The sequence below is a fragment of the Chitinophaga sp. MM2321 genome (genome assembly GCF_964033635.1).
Lineage (GTDB): Bacteria > Bacteroidota > Bacteroidia > Chitinophagales > Chitinophagaceae > Chitinophaga.
On the sequence record NZ_OZ035533.1, the window covers coordinates 3116022 to 3134085 of the forward strand.

General features: G+C 42.9%; 12 protein-coding genes. 2 read left to right on the forward strand and 10 right to left on the reverse strand.

Annotation, left to right across the window (positions count from 1 at the left end; genetic code table 11):
• Positions 1-93: 93 nt before the first annotated feature.
• The gene (locus ABQ275_RS12180; protein ID WP_349318584.1) at positions 94-1935 is read right to left on the reverse strand and encodes a carbon starvation protein A; all 1842 of its coding nucleotides are present in this window, start codon (positions 1933-1935) and stop codon (positions 94-96) included.
• 371 nt (positions 1936-2306) lie between these two features.
• Between ABQ275_RS12180 and ABQ275_RS12185 the strand changes: the two genes are divergently transcribed.
• On the forward strand, positions 2307-3755 hold the full coding sequence (locus ABQ275_RS12185) for a hypothetical protein (protein ID WP_349318585.1): 1449 nt from the start codon (positions 2307-2309) through the stop codon (positions 3753-3755).
• 45 nt (positions 3756-3800) lie between these two features.
• On the opposite strand, the gene ABQ275_RS12190 is transcribed toward ABQ275_RS12185, so the two are convergent.
• From ABQ275_RS12190 to ABQ275_RS12225, 8 genes are all read right to left on the reverse strand, one after another.
• A complete protein-coding gene (locus ABQ275_RS12190) occupies positions 3801-5024 on the reverse strand; it encodes an alginate lyase family protein (RefSeq protein WP_349318586.1) in 1224 nt (407 codons plus the stop codon).
• A 77-nt stretch (positions 5025-5101) separates the two neighbouring features.
• Positions 5102-7048 carry a heparinase II/III family protein gene (locus ABQ275_RS12195; RefSeq protein ID WP_349318587.1) on the reverse strand — a complete coding sequence of 649 codons (1947 nt, stop codon included), beginning with the start codon at positions 7046-7048 and terminating at the stop codon, positions 5102-5104.
• Positions 7049-7071: 23 nt separating this feature from the next.
• Positions 7072-8352, reverse strand: coding sequence for a polysaccharide pyruvyl transferase family protein (locus ABQ275_RS12200; RefSeq protein ID WP_349318588.1), 1281 nt, complete (start codon positions 8350-8352; stop codon positions 7072-7074).
• Between the two features lie 203 nt (positions 8353-8555).
• The gene (locus tag ABQ275_RS12205; protein WP_349318589.1) at positions 8556-10235 is read right to left on the reverse strand and encodes a RagB/SusD family nutrient uptake outer membrane protein; all 1680 of its coding nucleotides are present in this window, start codon (positions 10233-10235) and stop codon (positions 8556-8558) included.
• Between the two features lie 25 nt (positions 10236-10260).
• Positions 10261-13638: a TonB-dependent receptor gene (locus ABQ275_RS12210; RefSeq protein WP_349318590.1), complete on the reverse strand. Its 3378-nt coding sequence runs from the start codon at positions 13636-13638 to the stop codon at positions 10261-10263.
• Positions 13639-13827: 189 nt separating this feature from the next.
• Positions 13828-15045 carry a FecR domain-containing protein gene (locus ABQ275_RS12215; protein ID WP_349318591.1) on the reverse strand — a complete coding sequence of 406 codons (1218 nt, stop codon included), beginning with the start codon at positions 15043-15045 and terminating at the stop codon, positions 13828-13830.
• Positions 15046-15098: 53 nt separating this feature from the next.
• Positions 15099-15680 carry an RNA polymerase sigma-70 factor gene (locus ABQ275_RS12220; RefSeq protein ID WP_349318592.1) on the reverse strand — a complete coding sequence of 194 codons (582 nt, stop codon included), beginning with the start codon at positions 15678-15680 and terminating at the stop codon, positions 15099-15101.
• Between the two features lie 390 nt (positions 15681-16070).
• On the reverse strand, positions 16071-16631 hold the full coding sequence (locus ABQ275_RS12225) for a cupin domain-containing protein (protein WP_349318593.1): 561 nt from the start codon (positions 16629-16631) through the stop codon (positions 16071-16073).
• A gap of 151 nt (positions 16632-16782) precedes the next feature.
• Between ABQ275_RS12225 and ABQ275_RS12230 the strand changes: the two genes are divergently transcribed.
• Positions 16783-17367 (forward strand): GrpB family protein, encoded by a 585-nt coding sequence (locus ABQ275_RS12230; RefSeq protein WP_349318594.1) that lies wholly within the window; start codon positions 16783-16785, stop codon positions 17365-17367.
• A gap of 3 nt (positions 17368-17370) precedes the next feature.
• Here the strand turns inward: ABQ275_RS12230 and ABQ275_RS12235 are convergent, their stop codons facing one another.
• On the reverse strand, positions 17371-18063 hold the full coding sequence (locus tag ABQ275_RS12235; RefSeq protein WP_349318595.1) for a GNAT family N-acetyltransferase: 693 nt from the start codon (positions 18061-18063) through the stop codon (positions 17371-17373).
• Between the last annotated feature and the right edge of the window lies 1 nt (position 18064).

Below are 18064 nucleotides of genomic sequence, written 5' to 3' on the forward strand. Positions count from 1 at the left end.
AGTGGAGAAAGAACACCGGCAATAATTTTTTCTTTTCTATAATTTATGTGCATGTTCCGTAGCCGGATACTACCTGTAATGCTGCGTATAAAGCTATCTTTCTACCAACTGTTTTACGGTATCTCCGTAATAATCATTTTCTAAAGCGGGCAGCTTGTACAATTGCCGCCATTTTTTAAACGTGTTTACAAAAACGATACACATTAGCAGCATGGCTAAAAATGCCAGCCCCGCCAACAGGTGCTGACCTTTTGGAAGATACACCTCAACAATCTGCTCATAGCCGGCCCAAAAGGTAATTACTGCCATAAATACACCGGGAATTGCTGCACACAACGCATACTTCTTCCGGTTCATACGGATCAACATAGTGGTACAAACGATCAATCCGCAGGCAGCAAGCAATTGATTGCTGATACCGAATAATGGCCAGATACTACTCACATTACCCGTGTAAACCAGGTAGCCCCATGAAAAAGTAAAAAGCAGACTGCTGATAATAATGCCCGGCATCCAGTTTTTATCATTGAATTTAGGAAAAACATTTCCCAGCAGCTCCTGTAAAAAGAAGCGTCCTACACGGGTACCGGCATCAATGGCTGTAAGAATAAATACCGCTTCAAACATAATCGCGAAGTTGTACCAATAAGCCATCAGCGTATCCATATAGGGAATCTTATTAAAAATATGAGCCATGCCAACAGCAAGAGATACAGCGCCGCCCGTGCGGCCATGTAAATCCAGTCCTATCTTTTCACTGAAATGACTCAACTCAACCGCATGCAGCCCGGGATTTTGTGCTATAAAAGCATCATATGCTTCTTTGGGTGTATTGATGGCAAAGTAGTCACCTGGAATTAGTGTGCAGGCAGCTATCAATGCCATTAGTGCAACAAATCCTTCTACCAGCATGGCTCCATAACCGACAAAAAGTATTTGTTTTTCGTTTGTCAGCATCTTGGGTGTTGTGCCCGTTGCAATAACAGCATGGAATCCTGAAATAGCTCCACATGCAATAACGATAAAGATGAATGGCAAAACCGGACCACCGATTACCGGCCCTCCGCCATGTATGAAACTTGTAATGGCAGGCATCTGGATGGTAGGGTGAACGAAAATTACGCCTATCGCCAACATTAATATGGTGCCGATCTTTAAATAAGTAGATAAATAATCACGTGGTACCAACAACAACCAAACCGGTAAGGTAGATGCTAAAAACCCATAGACAGCTATGGCTATGGAAATAGTTCCGATGTCCCAATGAAAAAGGTTGTTGATGACTTCTATCTGCATCAGTGCGTGTCCTCCAATGATTCCGGCAATTAACAGAATACCTCCGATAATACTTGCCAACGTAACACTGTTTTTACGGTACCGCATGATCAGTCCCATAATGATGGCAATCGGCATTGTAGCAATAACTGTAAATAAGGACCAGGAGGCTTCATGCATGGCGCTGATACATGCGAGAGCAAGACCTGCCAACGTTAATATCAAAATAAAAAGTACAGCCACCCCGGTTATCAGGCCGGTTCCTATACCAATTTCCTTACGGGCAATCGTTGCAAGGCTTTGTCCCTTATGCCTGACGGATGCAAATAGTACGACCATGTCATGCACTCCACCAGCCAGGACACAACCAATCAGGATCCATAGCGTTCCCGGCAGATAGCCAAATTGAGCAGCTAACACCGGCCCAACCAAAGGACCTGCGGCCGCTATTGCTGCAAAATGATGACCGAAGAGCACATTCTTGTTTGTAGGCACATAGTCTTTTCCATCTGCAAATTCTATTGCCGGAGTTACATTGTCCGCATTCAGCCGGAGCACTTTGCTCGCGATAAAAATTCCATATGTTCTGTATGCAATGGCAAATATCAGTAAAGCTGCAAATACCAATGTAAGCGCGTTGGCGTTGTTAAAGATCTCCATTTATTTGTTTTATAAACCGTTCAGGCGAAAGATACAAATTTGTTACAGAAATTTATATTGCCTGACAGACCGTTTTTTTTGAAACGCTTTTGAATCTTTATGGCATACGCAGACGCGCTTCACAGCATGCTTACCAGCATGATTTCAGGGCACATCAACACTGCTTAAGCCTTATAAAACCTAAGCAACCGATGCTGCTTCTATATTTACTATTACGCAAAAATTGTGTTTAACCCCTAAGCAAAAAGAAAATAAATTTTGTTTTTTATCCTTTATAAAATTTCAAAAAAAATCGTTTTTAAATATAAGAATTAAAAACACTGTTGTATTTTTAAGCAGTATGTTCAACCAAAAAATAAAACGAATAAAAAATGATGAAAGGTCTGTTTGCTATTGCTTCCCTGTTTAGTTGGACTGTTTCTTCCGATAGTAACAACCTGCACAAGTCAGAAAAAATTATCTGTCAAATTCCTATTGAACGGGAGAAAGATTCCGCAAACACATCATCCGCTCAGATACCTCCGGATCGTTTCTTCTTTGTAAATGATATTTGTTTGCCAGCCAGATTGTACATGTTGTCTGGCGTTGAGAATAATATATTTGTTGAGCCTTTATTAAAGCGATGGAGGCCTTATGATGACGTGGTCCGCTTTTCCGGAAGTACCATCTTTCAGCGAAGATTAGCGCGGGTTGCAAGTATCAACGCCCCAAAACAGGGAGCAACTGTTGCTGTAAGTTTAATCAATACGGACCACTTTGATACGGTTAAGACGATTACCTCAACAATTATTGTGGGCCAGCAGGGCGTAGGTACTGATTCTATCGCTGTTTCTATTATTGGCGATAGTTTTACGAATGGATCTTTTTTTAAGGATGCCCTATTGGCGAAGGGATATGTTCCTAAACTTCAGTTGATCGGACTACGTGACGTTGCGGGTTATCCCGGACAATCTGACGAGGGGCGCGGCGGATGGACACTTGCAAATTATTTTTCCGTATCCAATCAACGTACGCAGTCCTACAACGGGTTCTGGCAGCCCGATGGCGCTTATCGGTATTGGGGTGCTACTGAATTCTGGCAACTTGCCAATGCTGTACGCAGAGAGCCGGGTCGTGACTGGACATTCGCCGAAAAGTATTTTGCAGGCCGTTTTACAACACAATCTTTACGCTTTGATCAGCAAACAGGTTATAAGCTTGATCCTATGATAAATGATATAATGTATGATAATGCGTTGGGGTATTATATGCGTTATAATGGGAAAAAATGGATACGGACAGCTTATGAAGATTTCACCTGGCATTTTGATTATGGAAAATATCTTGCTATGTGGAAATTAAAAGCGCCTTCCATACTTGCTGAGTTTTTAGGACTCAATGATTTCAGATCGGAACCGGTTCCTCAAAAAATTGATTTTTCAACCTGGAACGAGAAAATAAAAACAGTTATCGCATCATATCTAAAGGCGGTACCCGACGGTAAATTTATTATAATGATTCCTTCGTCTACCTGCGGAACGTTAGACAATGCTGCAGGTGATTTCACCATCAAACAAAATGCAACTATGTGGGAACTTCGCCAGAATATCATTAAAAACTTTGACGGAAGGGAAAAAGAACATATTTACATAGTGGATGCAGCAATTGCAATAGATAATCTGAACGGATTTAATGTGACAGCCGATACAACAATGACCAAACCTTATTCACAATACGCTGGCAACGAACATATTGTTGTGCAAACAGGTAACCCGCATCCCTATCCAAATTATCCTGGTATGGGTTTGTCGCTGGCAGCTTTTATTCAGACATGCAGGTAAGTGGCGCACAGCTTCTCTTATCACGACCTTATACAAGGTTTCTTTTTAGTACAATAAATTGTTAAGGCTTGCTGTCCGTTTTGATGAGTATTTTTTTATCAGTTCTTCATAATTTTCAGATGGAGCAAATGCAGCTGCCCTCCTGACGATCCAATAGATCTCATCCAGGCACTTATCCCAATCTGCAATTTGCTTATAGGGAGCAAAATCAGCAGGTTTTTTTCCTAGAAAACCGGCGAGATAATCGACTGCAATGCCAATACTCCGGCCATCCGGTGACTTTAGCGAATAAAGAGAGGGGTTTTCTGCTTTTGCCATTTCACAAATTTCAAGTATATTTTTGATATTGAAGGCCGAATATCCCAAAGCTCTTGTTCTTTGTAACTCCCGCGGCATTTTCCCATCGGGTTCCACCTGTTTGAAAATTCTTTTAGGGTGAAATTCTTCAATGAGACGATGTTGCGCGTTACTATCGCCGACGAACAGCGCAATAGCTAAAAGCTGCTCATCATAGGCAATGGAGTGATTATTGGTTGCCTTACTTTCCTTGATACCAAACTCGCTGGTGGTTAGCCATCCGGAATATTGGATAAACCAATCTTTTACACCACTATCGATCCCTTTATTATAAGCGGATGTATGTTGGATAAGGCAAAGACCGGAAAGCACATTTACAAGCGCCCTGCCAAAGATCACACCCGGAAAGTGTCCCCTGTCATTGTCGTTACCGGGGATTACCTGTGCGTACGTAAAATTAGGATTCATCCGGGTAGCAGGATCTACGAACCACACCCGTACCAGCTCGGAAGCTTTCTGGGAAAAACGTGTGTCTCCACTAAAAAAATAAGCAATACACAACTTCCCTACCCTGTTACACATGATGTCGAGTCGAACGGCATCGTCTTTTTTAAAATTCTCCACATTGATGTATCCGTCGCGCTGTATCCATGGCATGCCATCAGGGGTAGTGGGATTGGGCCAACAGTATTTACCAACTGAAATAAAATCGTGTTTGTCTTTACTCCTGGCTACTTTCTCATCAGGTTTATCCATTACTGAAGTTGGTGGTTCCAGCAGGATTTTTTCTGCTTCCCGGATTAGCCCCTGATAAGACTGTTGATACAGCGTTTGGTTGCTTGCCAAACTTTCACGGGCTGCTGTCATATGATCAAAGTTCCACAAACACAATTGCGGCCGTTTGTCAGGCGCCTGTGCCAGGGTAACGGATGTTATAAACACAGACAGTGCGAAGGCTGATAAAAGGAGCATAAAAAACCGGTTCTGTTTCATCGATTTTATTTTCATTTTTTTTAAAGTGATGTACGTCTGGTTGTTAAAAATAAAAATCAGTTTAATGGTTCGTAACTGATTCGAATGCTTCCGGATCTGACTGGTCCCTTTATAGCAATTCCAATGCGTGTATAGGGTGTACCCCCTTCGGAGATTTCTTCCGACCGCACCACCAGGCTATTGCCGGTAGAGGAGAAACGAACGATCATCTTTTGATTTGCCCTGGTAAGCAGCAGTGTGTTTGGAGATGTTTGTTCCCACTGGGCCCTGGTTGACAGTGCTGTTTCAAACATTTGAGGATCCGTATATTCAAAACGATCTGTAAATGTAATGTTGCCTTTTTGTTTCCTACTATACTCCATCGTACGCTGCAGTGTTTTGAGTTCCGGGACATTATACGCCGGGGCAATATCAAGGGTGATCTCGTCTTTTTCAGGACTGAAAGCTGTATGAACCGTTGCAGACTTAGCCTCAGCTCCGGCTTGTTGTTCCTTGCCTGCAACCAGGGGAACGGGATGCCCGAATGAACCTACTGTTTTATAGGTATACCGGTATTTAGGTGTGAAAATATTTGCTGTATAGGCAATTGCGCCCGGATCACCCACCATGATTTGATTTGCCTGTACAATGGTAAAGGAGCCAACGTCATTATGATTATGGGATTCTGCATTATTACCTCCTTTAAAAGCTACACCGATCATGCAGGAAGAACCAGCTACAGGGCGACTGATCAATACGCCTGTCTTGTCAAAAAACGAGCGGAGAAGTTGTTGGGGGTGTTTTTGAGGTTGCGGTTTGGATAGCGATGCTGAATTGGGAAAAACCATCATTATGTTATTACAAATGTTATCGGTTTTTCCTTCATAGGTCAGCCCATCATAAGGCATGAGCCCCATACCCAGGTTACGACTGAGATAAGTCAGCATGCTTGAATCGGGCTTCGCGCCTTCATGGCTATCAGAGATCGCCGGATAAACGCCATTGATGATCTGAAGATCCGGTCCATACCTGGCAATCTTTTGCACTTTGGGGCTGGCGAGCAGATCAATCTTACCGCCTGTAGCCTCCCAGATACATTCCCTGAGTAAAATATAATGTCCAAATCCATAATTATAATATCCGATGCCTTCGGTACAGTAGCCATCACTGCCAAAACCAGTTAATCCATTGTTTGCATAGTATGCCCCAATAGCAACAAAAACGGCACGCTCATGCTTGTCTTCAATTGTCGCAAGCGCAGCTCCCACGAGGCCAGCCAGACACACATGGTTCCAGTTATTGGTTGCAACTAAAAAGTTATTTTCGTTCTCTGTATTCCGGGTTTTTATCTTTTCCAGCACAGGCTCAAAAATCCGCTTCTGCAGCGCGTCAATAGCATCTGTTCTCAATCTGGGATTGATTTTATCTCCCATCAGATAAAGTGTTTGCGCGATGGTATGCGCATATAAAGAGGAGGTTAATTCCACTGAATAGGCGATCCCATTGTAATTTTTAAATCCATAATCACTACGCGGTGATACCCATGATTTTTGATTCAGTATAGAACGCAATCCCTCTTCAACCATTTTTGTGTACCTGTTTTTGTTTTCCAGGCATTCGGCCCAGGTGGCTTTTGACAGACCTTCAGCCCGTTTGCGCATCATGTTCAGTCCTCTTGCAGAAGAGGATGCACTGCCATCGGAGAGTGAAAAGTAATCCTCCTTGCTGAACGGGGGAAAGCTGTAGTGTTCCATTTGCAGTAAAAACCGGTCGTATTTACCTGATTGTAGTAACTTATCCCAAACGGCACGTTTGTTATAAGGCTCACCAAGACCTGTAGGATTATCGGGGAGTAATGACTCAATTTCCCGAACCTGTTGCTCATCCACCGCCCTGATAGGAAAAGGAGCCTTTTGTGCAACCAGTACCAACGTCTGGCAAATAAATGCGACGAAAAGCAGCACGGTTTTTACGGCCGGGAACCCATGTTCGGCGCTCTTTGAAGTGAAATATATCTTTCTCATTATGTTATTAGTTTTCTCCAACGTCAATAACTAAGTGATTTTTTTAATACTTTCATTGTATCCCCCTGGTACTGCGTCACTCTTTTTTTAGCTGCCATCGCTTTTTTAAGGGCGGCTTTGGGGTTCTTCACCATCTGCAATACCGTTGGAACAATGCGGTCAACGTCGGACTTATTATCCATATCAAAGAACCACTCTCCCAGTCCAATGTCCCGCCACATAAATCCTTTGGATGTCTGCTCTTTAAAGCGGCAAACAATGGCGGGTATGCCAAGCGCGATGCACATAATGGGCGAATGCATTTCAAGTCCAAACAACCCGGCGGATCTTGCGTAAGTGCTGACTGCTTCATCAGTAAGCCAGTAATGATCCCTCCAGACCACGCGTGATTTCACATCTTCCGGCAGTGGATCATAAAGCATTTCCTTGCCAATACGGATCTCTGTTTCATTTTCAGGAACGATCAATACCTTTAAGTCTGTTTGTCGGACCACTTCGATAATGGCGTTCCTAATTGGAGCATTATCGTGTTCTTTCATTTTTTCATTCCAGTCAGATTTGGCCTGATTAACCGTGGGGTCTTTTGTCGGCAGTTCCCACCACGGCGTAAAACGAAGCTGGCCAATAACGCAGACAAACTTTCCCGTTTGAAGCCCATGTGCTGTTAAAAATGTATCAGCAGCTTTATCATTTCGTACATCAATAGCAAAGGCGCCATCGGGACAAAATCCCATTACAGGACATTTTGCTCCCTTTTGTTTTGCAAATTCATAGGAAACCGAATCGCGGAAATAAGCAAAGTCAGCACCGTTAAACAGCTCAATATCTATTGGATTGTATTGGTCTTCCTGTGATTGGAATCCATAATTACCGGGAAAAGTAATACCGTAAATTCCATATGGTTTTCCGGTTTCCTTTTTCCACTGTGACAATTCCTTTCTTCCTACCAGCGAGGGGCCTGATCCATGCAAAAAGAAATCGCATGCTGCCAATGCCTGTTGTTTTTGTTCCGGCGTTTTTAAAATTTCCAGTTGGGGGAACCGCGCCATCAGCATTTCCTCTACCCCTGCCCCCACATTATTCGGCCATAGGCGAACGCTGACATGTGGAAGATATTTTTCAAGTAGCGCCAGTACACCTGGTGTATGACCAATATCGCCAATGTTTTCAACCTGCCAGGAGGAGCGCAAAAGAATGGTTTTACGGTCATTGCCATTCCTGGCTGCCAGTGCTGGAATGGCAGCCAGGCAACCAGCAAAAGCAAGTGATTGTTTCAGGAACTCCCTGCGATTTGAATGATTCATATGCTATGTTTGCTTTATTTTTTTTAAACCTTTTTTATTTCGGTAGCACTCCGGATATGCGCGGCTATCCTTACTAACTAGCGGGCATAATGGTAACGCCAACAAGCTTTTTTCATCTAAAAAAAGTTTGTGTTATTTCATGAAAGCAGTGCAGGCAGATCATTATCATAACCTGCATTCCCCTTTCAAAAAAGAAATCGTCATCACCAGCCGTATTCCGTATTCTGCGTCATATTAGGATTTGCATCAATTTCGGGGCTGGGGATAGGCCAGAGCAAGAATTTAGGACTCCAACTGACCACATTTAAAGGCTGCACGAGGCCACCAGTCCATGTATGGGTCGTTGCATTGTAAGCCGGCGCCTTGAGCGTCATAGTTGGATAGAATTTATTATACCGGTATTCTACCATTGTTGTTTTATCGTCCAGGTATCTCATCCTTACTGCATCAAACCAACGATGTCCTTCGCCAACTAATTCCAGTCCTCTTTCGTTAAATACAGCGAGTCTGAATTCCTGTTTTGATAAACCTGCAGGTAAGTTCTCAGGTGTGGTTCGTTGATTGCCGTCTGCCAGCCGGGCACGTTGCCGGAGCATGTTAAATGCCGTGTAAGCATCGGAGGAGGGCCCGTTCAACTCATTTTCTGCTTCTGCTTTGATTAAATATACTTCCGATAAACGGATGACATAAAAATCATTTTCATTATTGCGGGCCTGTAATCCTTTTGGATCAATGTACTTATTGATATAGGGATATTGCTCGACTATTTCATTCGCATTGGTTATCTCCGGAAATGCAACCGCTTCCCTGGCGGTACCCTTATAGCTCCACCTGGTTAGAAAAGAAACTTCTGATCTGTAGTCGTTTGCAAATTGCCCCTCTTTGTACATCTGAACAAACCAGGGTTGTAGCCGTGTTGTTCCGGCGCCCGCACCGTCTGTGGGATTACCACAAATATTAAAACGGGTGGTGGGTTGTAAAAAGTAGGCAAGCTCACTTCCCCGGGAACTCGCACTGGCGGCGGTACCATCGCGGGTAAACTGGATGGAAAAGATCACTTCTTTATGCGCATTCTTTTCTAAATCAACATTCCACAAATCCGCATAATTACTGATAAGGAAGTATTCATGAGATTGGATGACACTGTCGGCATAGTTTGCCGCAAACTGGTAATATGTTTTCGAGTCACCACTCTGCCCTTTTAAATCAAGGCTATTAGCATAGGTGAGGTAAGCCAGTGACAGTATTGCCTGTGCCGCGCCCTTTGTGGCGTGTCCGAATTCTTTTGCCGGTTGCTGACTATAAGGGATACATTTTTCAGTCGCCTTTTTCAGGTCCTCAAAAATTAAATTATATACCTCTTCTACTGAATTTCTTGCCGGATAAAAATCAGCATTACCTTGTACTGATTGCGTGTGGAGGGGTACGCCTCCATACAACCGAACAAGATAGAAGTAGGAAAAAGCCCGCATAAAATACAGCTCTCCCATAATACGATCTTTGTAGCTTTCGGAAAGGATACCAGGAGTCGTCTTCTCTAATGTTTCCATTAATGCGTTGGCATTGTTAATGGTGTTAAAAAATGAAGACCAGGCGCTTGTAAAATAGATATTAGAAGAGCTTACTGTTCTTTCATTAAATAGCCTTTTAGTGGAATTCGTGACAGCGATATCATCGCCCCCGTCAATGATCTGATAGGGTAAATTTGATTTAAAACAATTGAATGTAGGGAAGAAAGAATACACGCCATTTAACTGAAATAAAGCGTCATTCTCAGATTTGATAAAAGTATCTGAAATAGCAGAATCGTATATTTTTTCTTTAAGACTGCAACCTGTTAACATAAAAGCTGCAATAAGAATAGCTATATATTTTGTTGTCATTTGCATTCGTTTTTATTTTTTTACGTTAAAAGCCGAGATTCATACCAAATGAAACCGTTGTGTATTGTGGTATGGAACCGCTATCAATACCAGGAGTCATAGAATCTCCATGGCTGTTTATTTCAGGATCGTAACCTTCATAATGGGTTAACGTCAGCAGATTTGTACCTGTCGCAAAAAACTTAAGACTGCGTGCAAATTTTATTTTCTTGTTTTCAAATGTATAGGAAAGGGTAATATATTTTAGTCGCACAAAAGAGGCGTCTTCAACGATAAAATCGGCAAACCGGTTACTGAAGGGAGATGCAGAGGTAGTTGCTTGTGGGTATTTATCACTGGAGCCCTCTCCTGTCCATCTTCCATCGTATGCTTCTTTGCGAACGTTGGCCTGTAACCCACGCGATAGCGCATCGGTGGTATAGCGATTGGCATTAATAACGTCCTGGCCAATATTGCCCAGTATCAAAAATGATAAAGAGAATTGTTTCCATTCCAGGTTATTGGTAATCCCAAAAATAAAATCCGGGTAAGGATTGCCGATGATTTGCCTGTCAGCTGCGGAAATAATTCCATCCGGCACACCATCGGGGCCACTAATGTCCTTAAATTTAAACGTACCTGGTTTATTATTGGAAGGATCCTGTGCGCTCTTGTCTATATCCTGCTGATTTTGATAAATGCCGAGTATCCGGTATCCGTAAAAGGAGCCAATGGGCGAACCCACCTGGAAAATATTCAATGCCTGGCCACCTACTGCAAAAAAGGCGGGACCCGTAAAAGATTGTACGCCTTTTCCCAGGCTGATAATTTTATTCCGGTTGAAAGAAATATTCCCGGATACATCCCATTTCACGCCTTTGGTTAATATTTTAGCGCCCAGATCAAACTCGTACCCTTTGTTCTCCACAGTGCCCTGATTGGTGTTATATTGCGTGAATCCATTGGATGGAGGTATCGTTAAGCCAATCAACAAACCATCGGTACGTTTTTTATAGTAGTCAAATCCAAAGGTTATCCTGTTATGGAATAATGCCATATCCAGTCCGAAATTCTGTTGCTTTGTCAGCTCCCAATGCAGTGTGTTGTTGGGCATGTTGGCCAGAATATAGCCAATCTGTATTCCTTCGTTGGCAACACTTCCTGTAGAATTGAGCCGCGCCTGCGTAGCACCCACAGGCACTGCCTGATTACCCGAAAGTCCATAGCTTCCCCGCAGTTTAAGAGAGGTGATAGCGTTGACATGGCGCATAAATTTTTCGTTAGAGATATTCCAGCCTAAGGCTACTGAGGGAAAGAATTTCCATTTGTTACCTGCTGCCAGGCGGGTGGAACCATCTTCTCTACCAGTAAAGGTCGCCAGGAAGCGATTATCGAAGCTGTAATTGGCCCTTCCGATAACGGAAGCAAGTCCCCATTGTGTTGTTGTAGTATTCGGATTGCTTATCGAGGATCCGCTACTTAAGTCATAATACAACATATTGTCGTTGGGAAAATTAAGCACATTAATGTTAAAGGCTTTTCGATCCCATTGTTGCCAGGTATAGCCTGCAACAGCATTGATGCGATGTTTTTTATTGAGTGTCCGGTTGTAATTCAACGTGTATTCGGTCAGGTAATTAAAAGAGCTGCTTTCTCCCAGGTAGGCGTAGCCTCCTTCCAGGTTGCCCAGTATTGTGCCTCTGGGCATATAGAAATCACGACGGGAGTTTCTGGTATTCACGCCTCCATTTACTTTTACATCCAGGCCGGGGGCTATGTTATAATTCAGATACATGTTTGCAAGTAACGTTGTAACGCGGTTCTGGTCATCAGCCAGTTCGATGATCGTTAGCGGATTTCCCACCTGAGTCTGATCGATCTGATCATCTGCAGTCAGCGGTGAGTCAAATGGTCTTGAAAGCAGGGCGCCATACACCACCGAAGTAGACGGATCGTTGCGATCAGAAGATTGCATCGCTGCTTTGTTTTTACTGATGGAGCCATTCAGGCTGACGCCAAACTTAAAGCGTTTGCTGATCTCCCGGTCGAGGTTAATGAGGAGGGAACCTCTGTCATAGCGGGAATTTTTAACAATACCTTGTTGACCAAGGTAACCTGCGCCGACTGCATATTTGAGTTTGTCGGAGCCGCCCGAAAGACTTAACTGGTGGTTTTGACTATAAGCAGACCGATAGATCAAATCCTGCCAATTGGTATTCACGCTTCCCAGGCGGGCCATTGCATCCGCTTTATAAGCAGAATCCTGTCCGCTATTTAAATAGGCTTCATTGGAATAATCTAAATAATCATTGGTGTTCAGTACATCAATTTTCCTGGGCAGGGAGCTGATATCGAACCGGGTATTATAGGAAAGCCGGTCGCGACCTGTTTTACCATGTTTTGTGGTGATGAGTACAACGCCATTGGAAGCGCGCGACCCATAAATTGCTGCCGCAGATGCATCCTTTAAGATTTCAACGGATTCAATGTCGGCAGGATCGATATTTGCCAGCGCATTATCAGCAGGCAATTTATCCAGGTATCCGGATTGGCTGCCGCCAGACACTTTCACTGCGTCATTGTCTGCATCAATCGGGTAACCATCAATCACGATGAGCGGTTGATTGGAGCCGCTGATAGAAGTTGCTCCCCGGATAGAAAAGGAGATACCACCACCGGGAGCGCCTGTATTAGAAGTGATCTGCACTCCTGATGCGCGCCCCTGAAGCAATTGTTCAACTGAGGTTGCCGGTTTATCTGTTGCATCATCTAACGTTACCTTGGAAACTGAACCGGTAAGATCGCTCTTGCGCACAGTGCCATACCCCACTGCGATCACTTCATTCAGCCCAACAGTTTCAGGCTTCATTTTCAGATTGATTTTTGTTTTTCCATCAACAGCCAGTTTCTGGGTTTTCATTCCAATAAATGAAAAAACCAACACAGTACCTTTTGAAGCATCCGCCACCAAAATAGAAAAGTTACCATCCCGGTCTGTATAAACACCCTTTGACATGCCCTCCTGTACAATATTGACACCGGAAAGCGGCTCGCCGTTTTCATCGAACACAGTTCCTATTACGGTAAATGGCGGGGTGATCGCAGCTGTATTATCATCTTTAGTATGCATTATCCGCCCTTTCACTACAATACTTTTATCGGATATCGTATAGGTTAGCGGTTGATCATTAAAAACCATATTGAGCACGCTGGTTAATCCAGCGTTTGTGACCTTCAGGTCTATGGGCTTCATTTTGCTGAGTTCTTCCCTGGCATAAATGAATCCGAACCCTGTTTGTTTTTCAATTTGACGGAAGACTTCCTCTGCGGATGCATGGTGCAGGGACAGGGTAATGCTCTGACTGTAGCCGCGTGCATGCGACTGCAACATACCGACAAATAAAAAAAATAGAAAGAATCTCATATTTAAAAAAATCTTAAGAAGTAAGGCTTTTCGTTTTTGAGAAAATCCAGCAAAATAAAATTTTTGCATACCTTTAATTGTTTTAGTTAATTAATAATCAGAGCGTGACACGCTTGTACAAAAGGTTAATTAAACGTCCGCCGCACCGTCTGATACACGGTGCGGCTTTGTTTTAAAAACCCATTAAAACTATTTGCTTACGATAACTACATTACCGTCGATTTTGAAATGGACCAGGTTTGTTAGTTCAAGTTTTTCTAAAAACTGAGATAAGTTTACATCCCGGGATATTTTGGCTACAAATTTATATGGTACGTTGTCTTTATACTGAACCTCAACGTTATAATATCTTTCCACCTGGTGCATGATCGTTTTTATATCAGTACCGCTAAAATAAAACTGGTCATTTTTCCAGGCCATCACTTCAGCTAAATCCACCGATTGGATCAACTGAATATCCTTCTCTGATAAGCTGGCCTGCTGTCCTGGCTTTAGCTCTTCATTTCTGGCGCCCTGTGATACGGCTACCCGTCCTTCCAGTAAGGTTACTTTTACATTTTGTTCATCGCTGTAAGTATTTACGTTGAAATGGGTACCTAATACTTTTACCATCATATCGCCATGAGCAACATAAAATGGCATGGCAGGATTTTTCGCCACCTCAAAATAAGCCTCACCGGTAATGGTAACCTTTCTTTTATCGCCCATAAAACCAGTAGGATAGGTTATAGAAGAGGCCGCGTTTAGCCAGACAATGCTTCTATCAGAAAGCACCAGCCGAATGGGTTTGCTGCCTTTAGGCAATGACAATGTATTATATGTTATGGTATTGGCAGCAGCACCTGTATACACAATTTCGCCGTTATCCTTTTTAATCACATGGACCTGATCCTGGACGGCTAATGTACCGCTGCCTGCACTATCTAAATAAATGGTTGATCCATTTGCCAATGTTAATACGGCTTTGTTACCCCCTGGTGGCGCAATATCAGGTTTCAGGTTAACTGGCTTTTGATTTGCAACAGGATGGGTACCGGTTGGATTATCCGACCATAAAAAATAAATACCGAAGACAATTGCAGCGATTACTGCAGCTGCTGCCATAAAGTGTTTGGCTTTATGCCGTACATAAAGCAGCCTGGGATTTGGTGCAGGAATATCCCGAAAAGATCCTGCTATCAGCTCTTTATGCTGAATTTCCTGCTGAATGGATGCCCATATCATTTCTATATCCGGATTGTCCTGATGGCTATTTAAATCAAGGGCGCATATAAAGTCCCAATGCTCCCGCATCCATTCTTTTACTATTAAATCATTCTCAGGGTTTAATAACCACCGGATAACAGATTTTCTTTCTGCATCGGAACATTGATTCGTAAAAAATCTTTCTAAGCTGGATTTATCCATGATAAACAATCTTACTCCTTTCTATTACGGGAGAATTAAGGTTACCCCCTATTCTAAAAGAAAAAAAATAAGAAAATAGCGATTGTTATATCCAGCTCTGAATTTAAAAGGGATTCTTTTAAAGATGAAAGCGCAGCGGTCATTTGGTTCTCCACCGTTTTTATGGAAATCCCTAATTTCTCCGCAATCTGCTTATTTGTCAACCCATTATGGCGACTTAAGAGAAAGATTTCTTTTCTTTTTGGAGGAAGGGTTTGTAAAGATTTGTTGTAAAGCGATTCCAGCTGATGTAGGTGTAATAAATCGTCTGAGCATACAGAAGAGGCAATCTGAGGATCTATCATATCCCTCGTATTGAAATAGGGTTTTGCTGCATTTTGTCTGAACCGGTCAATTATTGCCCGGTAAGCGATCGTGAAAACAAAACCCTCAAAAGACTTTTCTGTATTAATAACGTTTCTTTTTTCCCAGATCTTTATGAACACATTTTGCGTGATGTCGTCGGCTTCGCTTTTTTCCTTGACATAGTGGCGGACAAAATGATAGACCTTCTTTATATATAGATCATAGATTTTCCTGAAGGATTGGGCATCTCCTTTTATCAGCTCAGCAATCAAATCTTTTTCATGAATCATAGACGTGGGCATTTTTGACGCCTGTAAAAAGCAACCGGAAAATTTTGCATAACAAAATAAGAAAAAACTGAAAACATAACGTTTTACGGGTGTAACGCGGATTGCATTTTTTTAAGTGATATTGGTTATTTAGTAATTTAAAGATGTACGGATGTTAAAGTTAAAAGAAGCGATAATGTCAGCATTCTCTGAAAAGGCATAGGCTTTCCTATTTATAATAAAAGACGCATTGCCCTTTTTTTCAGGAATGAAAAAGATTTTGGTAAAACTGCTTTATAAAACTACTTAAAGCCATAAGGTACATTATTTTATCCAAAAATACTATAGGGGCAAAAGTGGTATATTCTCCCCTTTCCCATCTTCAAACGGATATAATGCGCCTTTAATTGACTACTCAACCGCTAACGGAGGCCCTACTATTTTCATTTCATTTGCTTCAAAAAGTGCCGCCATTTCTTCTTTTGATGGATCAGTGGTTCTCGCTGCGAGTGCCACAAAGAAATCTTCCAATTTGCCGGCCGGTTGCAGGGTAACCGTCATTTTCCCGCTTGCGCTAACCTGGGTCCATGCATGGGGAATATTTCTGGGAAGAAAGATGCTATCGCCTTTCTTTAACTCGTATTTTTCTTCTCCAACCTGGAAGTAATACTCCCCTTCCAGTACAAAAAATATTTCATCCTGCGCATAATGCAAATGAAGTGGGGTGCCTTTTTTCTGAGAAAGACTGGTCTGCTCAAAGATGGCGAGATCACCATTGGTATCCTTTCCGGAAACCTTTACATCCAGGATATTTGCATTAACCCCTTTGAGTTGAATATGGCCGTGGTACCGCCCTTCACCGGCGTTGATCTTAAACCCTTTGCTTGTACCAGTAAATAATTTTTGAACCCGTGCAAATGAAACCAATGGAAAAACAGCGAGCATGGAAAACAGGAAGTTATTTCGTTTCATCTCTGTAATTATTATGGGGTAAAGAGAAAGAAAAATACGGTTGCTTACTTGTAAGTGGTGCCCATCCCGACTAAAAAAGACATTTGAACCGGATAGATTTTATTATAATGCCCAAAGATTTAATTTTGCCCGACAAGTAGTCAATAAAGCTATGGAAAATAATAGAATAATCGTTGTGCCTTATTCGGATCACTGGGCCACTGTTTTCAACCAGTTGAAAGCTGTATTTTCGGATCGGTTAAAAGACCTTTTCATAAGTATTGAGCATGTTGGAAGTACCGCTGTTCCTGGCCTTTCAGCCAAACCTATTATTGATACAGACATTATTATCAAAGATAAAAGCAGGTTTGAAGAGATTGTTGAGATCCTGGACAAACTGGGCTATACCCACCAGGGCGATATGGGTATCCCCGGAAGGGCTGCTTTCAAGAGGCGTTCGGAGCTGACTCCGGAGGATGGTTCCGGCAGGACCTGGCCGCAACATCATTTGTATGTATGTCTGCAGGATAGCGTCAGCTTGAAAAACCATTTATCTTTCCGTGATTTCCTGCGTGCTAATCCCCGAAAGGCAAAGGAATATGGTGCCCTTAAACTACAGCTGGCAAAGGAATATCCATTGGATATAGATAGCTATATTGAAGGTAAAACAAAGTTCATTACCGCTATGCTGGAAAGTACAGGTTTCAGCCAGGAAGCACTTAGTGATATTACTGCTCAGAATAAGGCGCCTAAATAAAAGTCAGCTATTTTTCTTCACTTTCGTGAAACTGATAGATCTGCGATAAGTGAATCCCATGTGCTCATAAAGGCGGATAGCCCGCTCATTCAACAAGGATACATGCAGGAAGGAAGCAATACCAGCGGCGACATGGCGGCGGCAAAGCTGTGTGATGAGCCGTTGTGCATAACCCTTACCCGTATACGCAGGATCGGTACAAATGGCGCTCAGTTCGCAGAACCCTGTCATCCGCATCCGCTCACCGGCCATGGCCACCAGTTTGCCTTGCTGCCGGATACCGTAATAGGTCCCCAGCAATCGGGTGTCCGGATTATAATAGCCGGGTTGCACACTGTTTATCAGTTCATACATGGCGGTAGCATCGGCATCACCCAGCAGGGAGATGGTAACGTCATCTTCTTCCGGTAATGGAAGCGACCAGCCGGGTGTCAGCAACATCTGTGCGCATGGCAGCTCACTTTCCACTTTCCAGTCCTTTGGCAATACAGGCAGCTCACCGATGATATAAAACGATTCTCCTGCGCTGATCCACGGATTAATGTCTTCCATGCTGTCTTCACCGGCATCACGACAGGCGACAAAGGGAACGATACTATTGCGGTATCTTTTCACCCGGTCAGTTCCTTCTGCAAAATGCTTATGCTCACTGATCAATGATCCCCAGGCGGGGTTATCTAATATGGTCTCTTTCATT